Raw genomic sequence first — 13,965 nt, forward strand, 5'->3', positions numbered from 1 at the left:
CTTTCTCTAACGGATCATGCCGCGATATTCCAGCGGCAGCATCTGCTTCTCCGCCGCGGCGTTCGGCTGATCGGGCCGGGCGAGCGGCAGGTTGCCGACCGGCGGCCTAGAGCCGAGGGATCTTCTCTTGCCGTCGCCCGTGGCGTCGCCGGTCTCCGACGCCGTCTGTTCTTCGGGCAGTTGAACGGTGACAAAGCGCGAGTTTTTTAGCGCCTGGCCCTGGGTTATCGAGGGAGATTTCCCATCCTGCGGTCCCGTGCCGCCTTTAAGTTCCATGTGCTCCGTTGGGCCGCGGCCTAAGCCGTTTCCCTTATCCTGCCGGAGGTCGTCGCCTTGGGCTCGTTCGGTTCCCCCGAGTTCTCCGGCTTGTTTTTGTTGCTGTTGTCCCGTTGGCTTGGTCGTTTCGGAAATATTTTTTTCTACTGTTCCAGACGGCGTAGGGGGACCCTTGCCGCCTTGCTTCTCTGCTTCGCCGCCGTCTGCCGTTCCTTGTCCTCTTCCTTCGCGCTGGTCGGACGATTGTTGCCCGCCCGCGCCTTTCCCCTGGCCCTGCCCGCTTCCCAATCCCTCTTCCAAACCGCTCAACTGGGTTTTAGCTTGGCGCAGAAGCTCGTCGCGGCTTCCGGCGGTCGTTTGCGGGCCGGCGAGTTGCTGGTTGATCTGGCGCAGTAATTCTTCGATCGACGAGCGCTTCTCTTCGTTGGAAATCGCCGGATCCCGGATTTGAGTTGCCACCGCCTTCAGGCGCTCAGCTAATTTTTCCAGGCCGGGAAATCGGGCCAACTCTTCGCCGACAAGCGCGAGATCACTACCGCCGCGGGCGTTCGGCTTGAGCAGCGGCGCCAGCTCCATCGAGAGATGGAACAGCAAGATGGCGATCAGCGAGGCGATGCAGGAATTTAAGAATGAGCGGCTCACGCGAAACGGGAAGTCCCGCTTGAACTCGATGCGCGCGTGGAGCGCCGCCGCCTCACGCTTCAGCCGCGAAAGCAATACGGGGGGCGAAGCCATAGGCTCGATAGTCGCCAGGGTAAGGAAGCGATCCTCTCCCGCCGCTTTGTCGTCGATCAGCCGGGCAACCAAACGCTCCGAAGGTGCGAGCGAACGAAAGCGCGCGACCGCCGCTAGGCTGGCGATAACCAAAAGCGCTGCGCCGGCGACCAGTACGGCATCGGAAGCGAGCCATTCGAAGCGATGCAGGAAAAAGATCATGTAATAGAAAGCGAGCAAGGGCGGCAGAAAAAAAAGCACCGCCTGCCACAGAGCGTGGAGCGCAAGACGATGGCGGACGACGCCGATGATTTTTTCCGGCTCGGATGCAATGGAAATATTCATTTACACTCCAGGCCGTTGAAAAAAGTCCACTCAATCATCAGCACGCCCGAGGATCTCTCTCCGGGCCGATGCGATACGACAGCGCTACGCGGCACGAGAGTTCTAACGGAAATTCTAAAATACGCTTGAGGCTCCACGTCCCACGCATCGGCCCTTCGAGAAACCCCCGAGCGGGCTGTTACGACGGCTGCGCCCCAGCCGTGCGACTTGTGACTATTTTAACTTGGGCCGTTTTGATCGGGCTGAAAAAAAGAATAACACTGTTACCTAATATAACACGCAAGATCTGAGAATAAAGCGCGGATTAACGTGGGTTACGGATACGATTAGTCCTCGAGCGCGAGCCGCTCCGGGCGAGGTCAATAGTTTCTGTGCCTCGAAGGCCGCCCTCGCCGGCCACCCCAAAGGTGCTTAATCAATCGTCCAGGGCCTGTGGTTCGACTTCGCTCACCACCCTGAGACTGTCGAAGGGGCGTGTCGCTCCACGTCCCTGTGACCTTTGCCCGTCGGGCTCGCACTCTCGGGCCCCTCTGCCGCCAATTTGAAATATCTGGAATTTGAAATTTGAGACTTCGTCGTGAGCTCAGTCGAACGATTCCGAGCGGAGCGAGGACTAGCGGCGTGGGGCGCGGCTGGGCGCGCTTTGATATGATTTGACCGCGCGGTTATGACCTGCGAGATCCACCGAGAATAGGTGCGTGCCGTCGTTCTTCGAGACAAAGTAGAGGTACGGGACATCGGCGGGAAAGAGCGCCGCTTTGAGAGAGGAAAGACCCGGGTTGCAGATCGGTCCGGGCGGGAGGCCTTTGACGCGATAGGTGTTGTACGGGCTGCGGCTTTGGAGGTCTTTGCGCGTGATATTGTTGGCAGGCGGGTGCACGCCGTAAATCACGGTGGGATCGCTTTGCAGAGGCATCTTCATCTTCAGACGATTATGGAATACGGCCGCGACCAAAGGCCGCTCGATCTCATCGCCGGTTTCTTTTTCGATGATCGAAGCCAGAATCACGACCTCGTGCGGTGTAAGGTCCGGGACTTTTTGCGGCATCATCGGATTGAAGACGGCGCGAAATTGCTCCACCATCGCGGTGAGGATTTCCCTCTCCGTGACCGTCGGCGGGAAATAATAGGTGTTCGGGAACAGGTAACCTTCGATGCCCGTCTCCTCGAAGCCGAGCTGCGATAGCAGCTCTGGGTTCGAGGCCTCCGCAAGCAGCCGATCCCTGTCGCCGATTCCCGACGCCCATAGTAGGTCGGCCACTTCCTTGAGCGTCAGCCCTTCAGGGACCGTCACGCGGTAGAACAAACCCTTGCCCAATACCATTTGATCGATGATCGCGGCGGGCGCCAGCGGCAAATCGAAGCGGTAATAGCCCCAGTGGATTTTCTTGTCGAGCTTCCACAGGCGGGCCCACAGGGAAAAAAGCCTGTCGTTCGGAAGCGCGCCTTTTTCCTTGAGCTTATTGACGACGGACGAGAAGGGCTCGCCGCGCTCGATTTTGATCTCGATCTTCTCGGCCTTTTTAAGCGGCGGGACGTAGAGAGCGGCGAGCGCGAAGCCGAGTACCAGAAGGGCCGAGAAGAGGATGAAGAGCAGGCTTAAAAAAAAGGATTTCACGCGCAAAGCTTTGGTCGAAAAGCAAAGAGGGGCGCGAATCAGTTCTCCGTCAGGTTGGTCGTCATCCAGCCCTCGACCTGCTTCAGCCAGCCGGCGAAAGGATCTTCTCCCGGTTCCGGCGCAAAATAGGCCTTGCGCATGTAGTCGAGGGCGCCCGAGTAATATTCGAACTTCTTCGACAGCTCCTGAAAAAGAATGAAGCCGGTGCGGTAGAGCGAGAGGTCGAGCTCGGAGACCGTCCAGTAGGAGCGCTGGCCCTCCTGGAGGTAGTAGTCGAGAAAGCCGTTCTTCTCCACGTGCGAGCGAAAGATGCCGCTCATGAAAAGCGTGTAGTCGCCGAGATACTTGCGCACCTCGCGTTCCTGCAGCACGCGGTTTTCTCCGGGGTTCTCCGGACGCGTCTCCGACAGGATCTCAACGACGCTGTCGAGCTGTTTGCCGGCGCTGGAGCGGATGCGGTAAAGATTATTCGTGCTGGCGAAGTCGGTCAGGACATCGGCAACGTAGCGCGCCACCGTCGCGTCGTTGATGCCGAGCTGCCAGAAGCTCCGACGCGTCATGTCGTGGAAGAAATTATGCAGCCGGTCGGTCGATATCTTCTTTTCCGCCATCGAAATAAATGATACCAGAGTCATGGGATTTTTGAAAGATTTTCTCCGGCTCACCGAGCCGTCCGAATCTCAGGCAGCGCCCGGCCGGCCGTTTCTCGCCTCTCGCGCCGGAGAATATACGAGGATATGAGGATATACTGGGATATCATCGAGCCGCTTTGCGCGTCGTGCCGACTAGAGGAGGCGATTTATGGGACGGGATCTCAAAGAGGTTTTTTTTCGCCTGGACGGAGCGTGGGCTTCGTTCGAGCTGATAGCCATCCGCAAACGGGAAGATTACCTGAAGCCCTTCCGCATCATTAAATGCAAGATCGACGATCAGGTCGATTTTCAATCCTCCGCCGAAACGAGAAGCAATACCGAGGCTTCGGTGCTGATCGAAATCTTCGGCGAGGAAGAGCTGGTGGCCGCCGGCGGCCGCGGCCCGGTGCATGCCGTGGACAACGCGATGCGTAAGGTGTTGGAGAAACATTACCCGCAGCTTTCGGAGGTTCGTCTCGAACAGTTCGACGTGCGCCTGCTGCCTCACGGCGAGGTGATCGACGATGACGAAAGAGGGGCGGCCAGTCCGGTGCGGGTGCTGGGAATCTTCTCCGACGGCAAAGAGCGCTGGGGCACCGTCGGCGTCGCCGAAGACATTCTTCAGGCGAGCGTAGAGTGCATTATCGATGGGCTCGAATGGAAACTCAGAGGCGAACATAAGCATTAGTGCAGGACGGTGTAAACGTCCATAAGTCAACCGCCCGCCCGTGAGTCTCTCTCCGGGCCGATGCGATACGTCTGTGCAACGCGGCACGAGAATGCTACAAGAAATTCTGAAGTACGCTTGATGCACCTCGTCTCACGCATCGGCCCTTCGAGAAACCCCCGGGCGGGCGGCATAGATCGTCGTGCTCGGCTGCTCCTGCTTATTTGCGCTCTATTATTATCGGGCTGTTTGATGGAAGAGAAATTTATTTTTTTTCCTGTCGCCGAGATCGAGCGGACGCCGCGAGACGTCGGGCTCGGCTTTGAGGACGTCTATTTCATGACGACCGACGGTGTCCGTGTAAACGGCTGGTTCGCGCCGTATGCCGGAGCGCGGACCACGCTGCTCTGGTTTCACGGCAACGCGGGCAACATCAGCCATCGCGTGGACGGCATGAAGCTGCTTCACGACAGGGTGAAAGCCAACGTCTTCATCATCGACTATCGCGGCTATGGCCGGAGCGAAGGGACGGTCTCCGAAAAAGGCACCTACGAAGACGCCCGCGCGGCGCTCCGATATCTAAGATCCAAAAAAGATCTCGATGTGAAAAAAATCGCGATCTTCGGGCAATCCTTGGGCGCTGCTGTGGCGACGGAATTGGCCGCCGGCGAAGACTGCCTGGCGCTTGTACTCGAGGCGCCGTTTGTCTCGATCCGCGAAATGGCGCGCGCGGTCTTTCCATTCCTGCCGATCGGTCCTCTGCTCCGCACTCGCTATGACGTGGCGGAAAAAATCAAAGAAGTGAAAGCCCCCGTCCTCGTGCTTCAGGGCGACCGCGACGAGGTGATTCCGGTCGAACAAGGAAAAAAAGTTTTCGCCGCGGCGCCGTCGCCTAAGGAGTTCTATGCAATTCCCGGCGCCGGCCACAACGACACGTTCCACGTTGGCGGAAACGCCTATTTCGATGTCATCAAGAGCTTTATCGACCGGACCGCCGCCGGCCGGATCGAGCCCGTTGGATCCACAAAGTAGACGGTTCTCGGCTTCTGGACAGAAGGCCCGCCTTTGGCCTATAAGTTATTGAGTCAGGTAAGCGGGAGGCCGTCATGATCCAGCCGTCATCTGCTTTTTCCCAGTCTCTGGACAAAGTCGTCGCCAACTGTCAGCTCAATCTCAAATGGTGTGTTTATTCCAAAGATCATTTGGCCGTGAGCGGCGCCAGGATGCTCGTCCAGCAGTGGGGAATCTTCACGCGCCATAGCCGGCGCTGCTGGGCTTACGTGGTCGGCAACTGCCCGCACATCGAGGTGAGGAAATTCATCGTCACCGAGAACCTCTACGAAGAAGAGGCCCTGGAAGGCCACTCCCATTTCGAGCTGCTGGTTAAAATGGGCAAGGCCGTCGGCCTCAGCCGCGAGCAGATCGAGTCGGCCAAGCCGCTGCCGACGACGGTCGTCGCGCTCCACGCCTGGGAGGCGCTGACCAAGAACCGCACGTGGCACGAAGGGCTCGCGGCCAAGGCGGTTCTGGAGCGGACCAACGATCGGAACTGCGGCAACTTTTCGGCGTTGGAAGCGGAACGATGGATGCGCCAACTAAAACTTTCTCCCAACGACGTGGAGTTCTGGTCGCTGCACGATTCGGTCGATCAGGTCCACGGCGGCGGCTCGTTTGCGCTGTTGGAGAAATATCTCTGGACCGAGGCTGAAAAACAGGCGGCGTTGCAAGCCGCCGAGGAATCCATGATGGCATGGAAGGTTTATCTCGACGGCGTTGTCGACGCCTGCGCCGGGACCAACCCGGCAATGGAGCTGAGATATGGCACAGCCTGAAAAAAAGAACGATTTGAAAGCTTTTGACGAAGAGCTCAAGCGTCACCACATGACCGGCCAGTGGATCTACGAAGAGCTGTTGGTAAGAGCCATCGGCGGGCCGCGGCCCAAAGGGGTGCCCTACATCTGGCCATGGGATTTGGTTTATCCCAAGCTGCTCGAGGCCTGCGAGGCGCTGCCGGAAAGCGAAACCGCGCGGCGGAGTCTTTTATTCAACAATCCCGGCATAGAAAATCACGGCACGACGCAGACGCTCCTCATGGGCATTCAGATGATCAAGCCCGGCGAGCATGCCTGGGCCCACCGTCACACGATGGCTGCGATCCGCTTCGTCATTCAGGGCGACGGCAACGTCTGCACGACCGTGGACGGCGAGGTTTGCCCGATGGAGGATTACGACCTCATCCTGACGCCGACCTGGACGTGGCACGATCACCGCAACCCGACGAACAAAAGCACGATCTGGCTCGACGCTTTGGATGTGCCGCTCGTTCTCGGTCTTAATGTGCCTTTCTACGAGCCCTATCCCGGCAATCAACTCCAGGCGCTGCGCGACGAGGGCGGCTCGCTCGGGCAAAGGACCGGGGACGTTCGTCCGACCTGGGAGAAAACCAAAGCGAAAAATCTGCCGATGCGCTACCGCTGGAAAGACACCGAGGCGCGGCTCAAGTCTTTGGCGAATACGCCCGGCAGCCCTTATGACGGCGTCTCGCTCGAATACGTCAACCCGGTTGCCGGAGGATCGACCTTTGCCACCATGAGCTGTTGGATTCAGATGCTGCGGCCCGGCGAGCGCACGAAAAAGCACCGGCACACTTCGAGCCACATGTACTTCGCCGTCCGCGGCGAAGGGACGACGATGGTCGGCGAGCAGGCGCTCGAATGGAAGCGGCACGATTCCTTCGTCGTCCCCAACTGGGCCTGGCACGAGCACGTCAATCGCTCGCGTGACAATGACGCGATTCTTTTTTCCGTCAACGACATCCCGGTCATGAAGGCCTTCGATCTCTATCGCGAGGAGCCGGAAAACTCGCTCCGCGCGGTGGAAGCGCCGCCGGTCCCGGCGGTCGCGCCGGCGAAACACTAAGCAAAGATGTTGGAAATTTCTGGTTAAATTTTAGAGTAAGGGGTCGGAAAAAAGATCACTCGCGCGCAGACGCAAAGTACGCCAAGTTCGGAGAAATAAGAGGATATTGTTTTCTTCGCGCTCTTGGCGTCTTGGCGCGATAAAATTTGTTGAAGTGGTTCTGTTCAACATTAAAACGTAAGAATCTAACACCCGTAGAGAGCGAGGATGAGGGCTACTTTAGTCGCGTTGTTAGGGGCGCTATTTTTTGTCTCCGCCGCGCCTGAGAGCCGGGCGCAGGCGCCGCTGCAAAAAGTGACCATCAGCTACTCCAGCAGCGGCATCACCTCGATCGAATTTTTCATCGCCAAGGAAAAAGGATTTTTCCGCGAAGAGGGACTGGAGCCGCAGTTGGTGCAGATGTCCGCCAACCTTGCGATCGCCGCCGGAGTCACGGGCGACCTCACCGGCTTGAGCTCCATCGGAAGCGCCATACGGGCGGTCCAGCGGAGCAACGTTCCGCTACGGGCGGTTTCCGTGAGCCTCCGCCGCCCGCTTTTTTGGCTGATCGCGCGCCCCGAATACAAATCGGTCAAGGATCTCAAAGGCAAAATCATGGGCATCGTCACGGTAGGAGGGAGCCAGCACACCGCCGCGAGAAAGCTGCTCGCCCTGCACGGCCTCGATCCGGATAAAGACATCACGGCGCTCCAGGCGGGAGAGGAGAGCCGGCAGCTCCAGGCCCTGGTTACGAACGCGATCCAGGCGTCGGCGATCAGCCCGCCGTGGGTCCTGCTCGGCCGCGACAAATTCAAAATGAATATCCTCGACAGCTCGATCGACAAGTTCGCCAGCATTCAGAACGGCCTGGCCGTTCATGTAAAGACGCTTCAGGAAAAGCCCGACTTGGTGAAGAAGATGCTGCGCGCCAAGGCCAAGGCAGGGAAGTACTTTGAGCAAAACGAAAAAGAAGTGAGCCAGATGCTCGCTAAAATGTGGAATACCGACGTGTCGATGGCGCTGGAATCCTATCGCATGTCCAAACCGGCGTTTACGGGTTCGGGCATTCCTTCCGACGAAGAGATCAAGGAGTATTTGGCTCTTGAGGCGCAGATTCTAAAGCTCCCGGCGCCGATGGAGCCGTCGCAGGTGTTCGACTTCAGCTTGCGGAGAGAGGTCAACAAAGAACTGGGAATAAAATAGGCTGTAGGCGGTAGGCTGCAGGCGATAGTCCGGAGGAAAAGATGGCAAAAAGCGCTGCGAGAGTTAAGGGCACGGAAAGAGGATACGCCGATCTGCGCGATCATATAGACGCGCTGGAGCGCGCGGGGCTCTTGGTCCGCGTGAAGCGCGAGATCAACAAAGACACCGAGATGCACCCGCTCGTGCGCTGGCAGTATCGCGGCGGACTCCCGGAAAAAGATTGGCGCGGCTTTCTCTTCGAGCGCGTCACCGGCGCCAAGGGACGGCGCTACGATATTCCGGTCGGCGTCGGCGTGATGGCGGGCTCGAAGTATATCTGTGCGGTCGGACTTGGCTGCAAGCCGGAAGAAATCGCGGACACTTGGCAGAAAGCCTTTCGCGGCCCGATCGAGCCCGTCATGGTGGGAAGCGGCGCGGTGCAGGAGATCATCCAGAAGAAAGAAGACCTAAAACGCTCGGGCGGGCTGGACCAATTTCCCGTTCCGATCTCGACCCCCGGCTTCGACGGCGCCCCGTTCATCACGGCCGGCCACTGGATCACCAAAGACCCCGAAACCGGCATACGCAACGTCGGCAACTACCGCGGCCATCTGAAAGCCCACGACCGATTGGGAATTTTTCCCGGCCCAGGCCAACACGTCCTCGCGCATTGGAACAAATGCAAGGAGCGCGGAATTCCTCTCCAAGCCGCCGTCGTCGTCGGACCGCCGCCGGTGGTCTCCTACGCGGCAGTACAGAAGGTCCCGTATGGAGTGGACGAGTTGGCGGTCGCGGGCGGGCTTGTAGATGAGCCGATCCGTCTCGTCAAATGTCAGACGGTCGACATCGAAGTGCCGGCGGACGCGGAGATCGTCATCGAAGGCATTCTCTCGACGGAATACGTCGAGCCCGAGGGACCGTTCGGCGAGTCGCACGGCTACATGCATCCGCGCATGATGAACCCGTTCATGCAGATCACCTGTATCACGCGGAAAAAAAATCCGATCCTCGTCTCGTGGACGAGCCAGGTGACGCCGAGCGAGTCGAGCATCATCAAGCGCGTCGGCTACGAGCCGCTGTTTTTGAAATTTCTCAAGGGCGAGCTGGGGATCAAGAGCGTGGTTCAGGTCGCGATGCACGAGCCGCTCACGAATCTCCGCAAGGTGATCGTCGTGCAGATGAAAAAACCGACCGAGGCGGAGACCTGGCGCGCGCTGATGGGCGCGGCGACGTTCCATCCGGGGGTGGGGAAATTTTTGGTCGCGGTGGACGAAGATATAGACCCGTGGGACATGGACATGATCATGTGGGCTGTGAGCTATCGCTCGATGCCCGATAAGGACGTGCAGATTCTCAAAGGCCGCGAGCGCGGGCACGGCCCGCCGTTCGGCCGCGACGACCAGCCGGTCGAGACGCGCCAGGCCGACGAGTCGGCGCTTCTCATCAACGCGATCCTGCGCGAGAAATTTCCGCCGGTCTCGCTGCCCAAGAAAGAATACATGGAGAACGCGAAAAAGATCTGGGAAGAATTGGGCCTGCCGCGGCTCGCGCCGAAGAATCCCTGGTACGGCTATCCGCTGGGCGATTGGGACGACGAGCTGGAGGAGGAGGCGCGGCTGGCGGTTCTCGGAGACTACCTGGTGAACGGAGAAAAAATAAAAGGCCAGCGGAAGAAGGTGTAACATCGCTGATGTATTTCTTTCCGTCATTCCGGCCAAGCTGGCGACAGCCGGCGCGAGCCGGAATCCAGGAGAATTAGATGCTCTGGATGCCCGCTTTCGCGGGCATGGCGGATAGAGGCGGTAGGTTTGTTTTGCAACTTTTGACAGGATACTGACCAAACATGAAATCCAGCTCTCTCACGGCTCTCAAAAAAGACTTCGTCACGGCGATGCGCATCATCAGCCGCGAGGGGCTGAGCGACGCCTTCGCGCATTTGAGCGCGCGTGTGGGCGGCGACAAGATGCTCTTCATGCCGCGGCAAAGCCCGGCGCTGGTGAAGCCTAAAGATCTTTTCGTCGTCGATTTCAACAAGCAGGTGCCTCAATCCTCGGTGCATCAGGCTTTTTACAAGGCGCGGCCGGATGCCGGCGCCGTGATCCACTTCCACTCGCCGCAAGTGATCCTGCTCACCGTCGTCGGCGAAACCGTGCGGCCGATGCACAACTACAGCGCGATCTTCTACGAAGGCGTGCCGGTGTTCGAAGGGACGGGGCAGGTGGAGACGCCGGAGCGCGCGGCCGAGATCGCGCGGCTGCTCGGGCCCAGCAAGGCGATCCTGCTCCGCGGCCACGGCGCCGTCGTCGTCGGCAAGAGCATTCCCGAAGTCTGCATCCTCGCGCTTTATCTCGAAGAGTCCGCGCGCTTGCAGACCGAGGCGATGAAGTTGGGCCAACCGCGGTTTCTGAGCGCCGAAGAAGCGGAGAGAGTCGCGCGGCGCACCTTTAAGCCTCCCTCAAACGCCCGCGCCTGGGAACACTTCCGGGCGAAGAGTGAAATCTAACCCGGATTATTCACAGGGATATCACGCCTGAGTTACAGGCTCGTGGCACTCCCTCTTGGCGAGCTTTGCGCTCTTTGCGCGAGATAACTCTGATCCGATCCCTATTAATTCTTCCCGCCAAGACGCCAAGTACGCAAAGAAGAACTTTTTAATATTCCATTCTTTTCTTGGCGTCCTTTGCGGCTTTGCGCGAGATGGATGCCCGAATCATTTCTGCTACTCTCGGGTAGCGAACCTGCTACCTTTCGATCGCTCTCCTAATTCTCGAACGGCTCGCGGCATTAAAAATGAGCCGTGATTTCAACGTCTTGACATCGGTGCGCCACCTGCGCGATGTGGCACGGGCCTTGCCATTGAACTTAGCCGGAGAAAACCATGAGCAGAGGCGTAGTGTTCTTATTCGCTACGATCCTCGATTTCGCAGCCAAGAACCGGCTCCCGGCGATGTATACGGCCCCTGTATGGGTCGAGTCAGGCGGTCTCATGAGCTATGCGCCGGACATCCTCGGTAACTGGCGGCGCGCCGCCTACTTCGTCGACAAGATCCTCAAAGGCGCGAAGCCCGCCGACATTCCCGTCGAGCAGCCGACGAAATTCGAGCTGGTAATCAACCTGAAGGCGGCGAAGCAGATCGGCCTGACGATTCCGCCGAACGTGCTGGCAAGGGCGGATAAGGTGATCAAGTAATCGTGAAGCGTGAAACGTGAGGCGTGAGGCGAAAAAAATGAAAAAAACCTTTTGTACTGTTCTTTGCGCCATGCTCTTTGCGCTTCGCTTTTCAGCAGAGGCACAGCAACCTAAGAAAGTCCCGCGGATAGGTTTTTTATCACCATCCTTTTCTTCCGATCCCTTACTCAACATCCAGGCTTTTCGCCAAGGTCTCCGTGACTTGGGCTACCTCGAAGGCCAGAATATTATCATCGAGTACCGCTTTGCTGAGGAGAAGATAGATCGACTTCCCCAACTCGCTGCCGAGCTGGTAAGGCTCAATCCTGACGTGATCGTCACCAGCACTACCCCAGGTGTTCTGGCTGCAATAAAAGCAACAACGACGATCCCGATCGTTGTCGGGGCCGCTGGCGATCTTGTTCAACGAGGAGTTGTCGCAAGCCTTGCGCGGCCGGGTGGGAACATCACGGGGCTGATCTTCATTAGCCGGGAGCTAGACGGTAAGCGCCTGGAGCTACTCAAGGAGGTAGCTCCGAAGATCTCCCGTGTGGCTTACCTGGTCAATCCGGCTAATCCTGCTTGGGACCGCATTCCAAAGGACCTAGAAGATGAGTCCGGGACGCTTGGTATTCGTGTTTACAGAGTCGAAGCCCGCGGAGTTGATGAGTTCGAGGCTGCCTTTTCCGTGATGACAAAGAGCGGCGTGAACGCTCTCCATCTCGCGAATGACTTAGTATTCACCAACCATCGAAAACGGATCGCAGAGCTTGCGGTGAAGCAGCGTCTGCCGTCTATCGCTGAAAGAAAAGAATTCTCGGAAGCCGGAGGTCTCATCGCGTATGGAACAAGCGTTGCCGATATGCTACGGCGGGCAGCGACCCACGTGGACAAGATATTGAAAGGTACAAAACCAGGTGACATCCCGGTGGAGCGACCCAGCAAGTTCGAGCTGGTGATCAATCTGAAAACCGCGAAGCAGATCGGCCTCACGATTCCGCAGTCGGTGCTGTACCGAGCGGATAGGGTCATCAAGTGATGGTAATCAGTGACCAGTAATCAGTTAACAGTGAACAGACAGGAGAAGACGATGAGCGGAAGAATTCTTGTTCTCATCTGTTTACTGATCATCGTCTTGCTGATTACTGGTTTGGTTGAGGCACAGCAGGCGAAGAAAGTTCCGCGTGTCGGAGTTCTGAGTCCCGGTTCGTCTAGTCAGGCACCTGAGCGCTCCGATGCGTTTCGGCAAGGACTCCGCGAACTAGGCTATATGGAAGGGAAAAATGTATTCATCGAATCTCGATACGCTGAGGGGAAACAAGACCGGCTTTCTGATTTTGCTGCCGAGATGGTTAAACTCAAGGTAGACGTGATTGTCACCGCGACGACACCCGGTGTTCTCGCGGCCAAGAAGGCGACGACCACAATCCCCATCGTATTTGCGGGCGCAGGGGATCCCGTCAGAGCCGGGTTGGTTTCTAGCCTCGCCCGGCCCGGTGGAAACGTGACCGGCCTTAGCATTCTCAATCCAGAGTTAGAAGGCAAGAGACTGGAGTTACTCAAGGAGACCTTCCCAAGGGTTACGAGGGTGGCTTACTTCTGGGATCCGGCCAATCCAGGAGCCGGATTGGTGAGGCTCCAAGCCGTCGCCCCATCGCTCGGACTGCAAATTCAATCACTGGAGGTGCGGAGCGCGGAGGGATTCGGCAGCGCGTTCGAAGCGGCATTAAGGGAGCGCGCACAGGCTATCACTGTGGCCGCTGTTCCAGTCATAAGCATCAATCAAAAGCGGATCGTGGAGTTCGCCGCAAAGAACCGACTGCCGGCCATCTATCCATACAGCGAGTTCATCATTGGTGGTGGTCTCATGTTTTACGGCATAAGCTTCTCCGATTTGTACCGACGCGCCGCCACGTACGTCGACAAAATTCTGAAAGGCGCCAAGCCCGCTGACTTGCCCGTCGAGCAGCCGACGAAGTTCGAGCTGGTGATCAATTTGAAAACGGCGAAACAGATCGGCGTGACGATCCCGCCGAACGTGCTGGCAAGAGCGGACAAGGTGATAAAGTGAGGAGACAAAATGAACCCGCGAGAAAGGGGGTGAACTTATGTGGAACGTGGAGAATATTGGCGAGACCGCAGGGCTGGTATGGGATTTCTTACACTCAAAAGGTAGGTCAAGCCTGAATGCTGTGGAGCGGGGAATTAATGCTCCCAAGCCGCTCGTGGATATGGCTATCGGCTGGCTTGCCCGCGAGGGGAAAGTTGAATTACGTCAGGAGAACCGTAGCATCCTGCTCTGGCTAACCGAGCCTTAAGACACACTAGCCCGACTTCCACAGTAAGAAGGTCGCGATCACGGAATATCCATAACTTAGGTCCTCAAGTCGGCACTACATTTTCGCCATTGAAAGCGGGCGGATTCGCTCCGGGAGCGTAAGGCCGAGACGTTGCAGGAGCAACG

14 protein-coding genes are annotated in these 13,965 nt (G+C 58.0%); 11 read left to right on the plus strand and 3 right to left on the minus strand.

Going from position 1 to position 13,965, the window contains the following annotated elements:
* Positions 1-6: 6 nt before the first annotated feature.
* From VGL70_17765 to VGL70_17775, 3 genes are all read right to left on the minus strand, one after another.
* On the minus strand, positions 7-1,335 hold the full coding sequence (locus VGL70_17765; GenBank protein HEY3305372.1) for a hypothetical protein: 1,329 nt from the start codon (positions 1,333-1,335) through the stop codon (positions 7-9).
* Positions 1,336-1,948: 613 nt separating this feature from the next.
* Positions 1,949-2,953, minus strand: coding sequence for an endolytic transglycosylase MltG (gene mltG / locus VGL70_17770; protein HEY3305373.1), 1,005 nt, complete (start codon positions 2,951-2,953; stop codon positions 1,949-1,951).
* 38 nt (positions 2,954-2,991) lie between these two features.
* Positions 2,992-3,618 carry a hypothetical protein gene (locus VGL70_17775; GenBank protein HEY3305374.1) on the minus strand — a complete coding sequence of 209 codons (627 nt, stop codon included), beginning with the start codon at positions 3,616-3,618 and terminating at the stop codon, positions 2,992-2,994.
* 136 nt (positions 3,619-3,754) lie between these two features.
* Between VGL70_17775 and VGL70_17780 the strand changes: the two genes are divergently transcribed.
* The 11 genes from VGL70_17780 (at position 3,755) to VGL70_17830 (ending at position 13,819) form a co-directional block, all read left to right on the plus strand.
* On the plus strand, positions 3,755-4,273 hold the full coding sequence (locus tag VGL70_17780) for an alpha-isopropylmalate synthase regulatory domain-containing protein (protein HEY3305375.1): 519 nt from the start codon (positions 3,755-3,757) through the stop codon (positions 4,271-4,273).
* 231 nt (positions 4,274-4,504) lie between these two features.
* Entirely contained in the window at positions 4,505-5,284 is a 780-nt protein-coding gene (locus tag VGL70_17785; GenBank protein ID HEY3305376.1) for an alpha/beta hydrolase, read from the plus strand.
* A 74-nt stretch (positions 5,285-5,358) separates the two neighbouring features.
* The gene (locus tag VGL70_17790) at positions 5,359-6,084 is read left to right on the plus strand and encodes an iron-containing redox enzyme family protein (GenBank protein HEY3305377.1); all 726 of its coding nucleotides are present in this window, start codon (positions 5,359-5,361) and stop codon (positions 6,082-6,084) included.
* Positions 6,071-7,171, plus strand: coding sequence for a cupin domain-containing protein (locus VGL70_17795; GenBank protein HEY3305378.1), 1,101 nt, complete (start codon positions 6,071-6,073; stop codon positions 7,169-7,171). Before VGL70_17790 ends, VGL70_17795 begins: the two co-directional genes overlap by 14 nt.
* Positions 7,172-7,378: 207 nt before the next feature.
* Positions 7,379-8,353, plus strand: a complete 975-nt coding sequence (locus VGL70_17800) for an ABC transporter substrate-binding protein (protein HEY3305379.1) — start codon at positions 7,379-7,381, stop codon at positions 8,351-8,353.
* A 41-nt stretch (positions 8,354-8,394) separates the two neighbouring features.
* A complete protein-coding gene (locus VGL70_17805; protein HEY3305380.1) occupies positions 8,395-10,014 on the plus strand; it encodes a UbiD family decarboxylase in 1,620 nt (539 codons plus the stop codon).
* A 161-nt stretch (positions 10,015-10,175) separates the two neighbouring features.
* Positions 10,176-10,835 carry a class II aldolase/adducin family protein gene (locus VGL70_17810; protein HEY3305381.1) on the plus strand — a complete coding sequence of 220 codons (660 nt, stop codon included), beginning with the start codon at positions 10,176-10,178 and terminating at the stop codon, positions 10,833-10,835.
* A gap of 375 nt (positions 10,836-11,210) precedes the next feature.
* Positions 11,211-11,522, plus strand: a complete 312-nt coding sequence (locus VGL70_17815) for an ABC transporter substrate binding protein (protein ID HEY3305382.1) — start codon at positions 11,211-11,213, stop codon at positions 11,520-11,522.
* A 37-nt stretch (positions 11,523-11,559) separates the two neighbouring features.
* Positions 11,560-12,540, plus strand: coding sequence for an ABC transporter substrate-binding protein (locus VGL70_17820; GenBank protein ID HEY3305383.1), 981 nt, complete (start codon positions 11,560-11,562; stop codon positions 12,538-12,540).
* A 51-nt stretch (positions 12,541-12,591) separates the two neighbouring features.
* Positions 12,592-13,572, plus strand: coding sequence for an ABC transporter substrate-binding protein (locus tag VGL70_17825; protein ID HEY3305384.1), 981 nt, complete (start codon positions 12,592-12,594; stop codon positions 13,570-13,572).
* Positions 13,573-13,609: 37 nt separating this feature from the next.
* Positions 13,610-13,819, plus strand: a complete 210-nt coding sequence (locus VGL70_17830) for a winged helix-turn-helix domain-containing protein (GenBank protein ID HEY3305385.1) — start codon at positions 13,610-13,612, stop codon at positions 13,817-13,819.
* Positions 13,820-13,965 lie beyond the last annotated feature (146 nt).

Source organism: Candidatus Binatia bacterium (assembly GCA_036504975.1).
In the GTDB taxonomy this organism is placed as follows: Bacteria; Desulfobacterota; Binatia; order UBA9968; family UBA9968; genus JAJPJQ01.

Coding starts and splice junctions, on each gene's coding strand:
- VGL70_17765 (HEY3305372.1), bottom strand. CDS start 1,335: ATGAATATTTCCATTGCATCCGAGCCGGAAAAAATCATCGGCGTCGTC.
- VGL70_17780 (HEY3305375.1), top strand. CDS start 3,755: ATGGGACGGGATCTCAAAGAGGTTTTTTTTCGCCTGGACGGAGCGTGG.
- VGL70_17785 (HEY3305376.1), top strand. CDS start 4,505: ATGGAAGAGAAATTTATTTTTTTTCCTGTCGCCGAGATCGAGCGGACG.
- VGL70_17790 (HEY3305377.1), top strand. CDS start 5,359: ATGATCCAGCCGTCATCTGCTTTTTCCCAGTCTCTGGACAAAGTCGTC.
- VGL70_17795 (HEY3305378.1), top strand. CDS start 6,071: ATGGCACAGCCTGAAAAAAAGAACGATTTGAAAGCTTTTGACGAAGAG.
- VGL70_17800 (HEY3305379.1), top strand. CDS start 7,379: ATGAGGGCTACTTTAGTCGCGTTGTTAGGGGCGCTATTTTTTGTCTCC.
- VGL70_17805 (HEY3305380.1), top strand. CDS start 8,395: ATGGCAAAAAGCGCTGCGAGAGTTAAGGGCACGGAAAGAGGATACGCC.
- VGL70_17810 (HEY3305381.1), top strand. CDS start 10,176: ATGAAATCCAGCTCTCTCACGGCTCTCAAAAAAGACTTCGTCACGGCG.
- VGL70_17815 (HEY3305382.1), top strand. CDS start 11,211: ATGAGCAGAGGCGTAGTGTTCTTATTCGCTACGATCCTCGATTTCGCA.
- VGL70_17820 (HEY3305383.1), top strand. CDS start 11,560: ATGAAAAAAACCTTTTGTACTGTTCTTTGCGCCATGCTCTTTGCGCTT.
- VGL70_17825 (HEY3305384.1), top strand. CDS start 12,592: ATGAGCGGAAGAATTCTTGTTCTCATCTGTTTACTGATCATCGTCTTG.
- VGL70_17830 (HEY3305385.1), top strand. CDS start 13,610: ATGTGGAACGTGGAGAATATTGGCGAGACCGCAGGGCTGGTATGGGAT.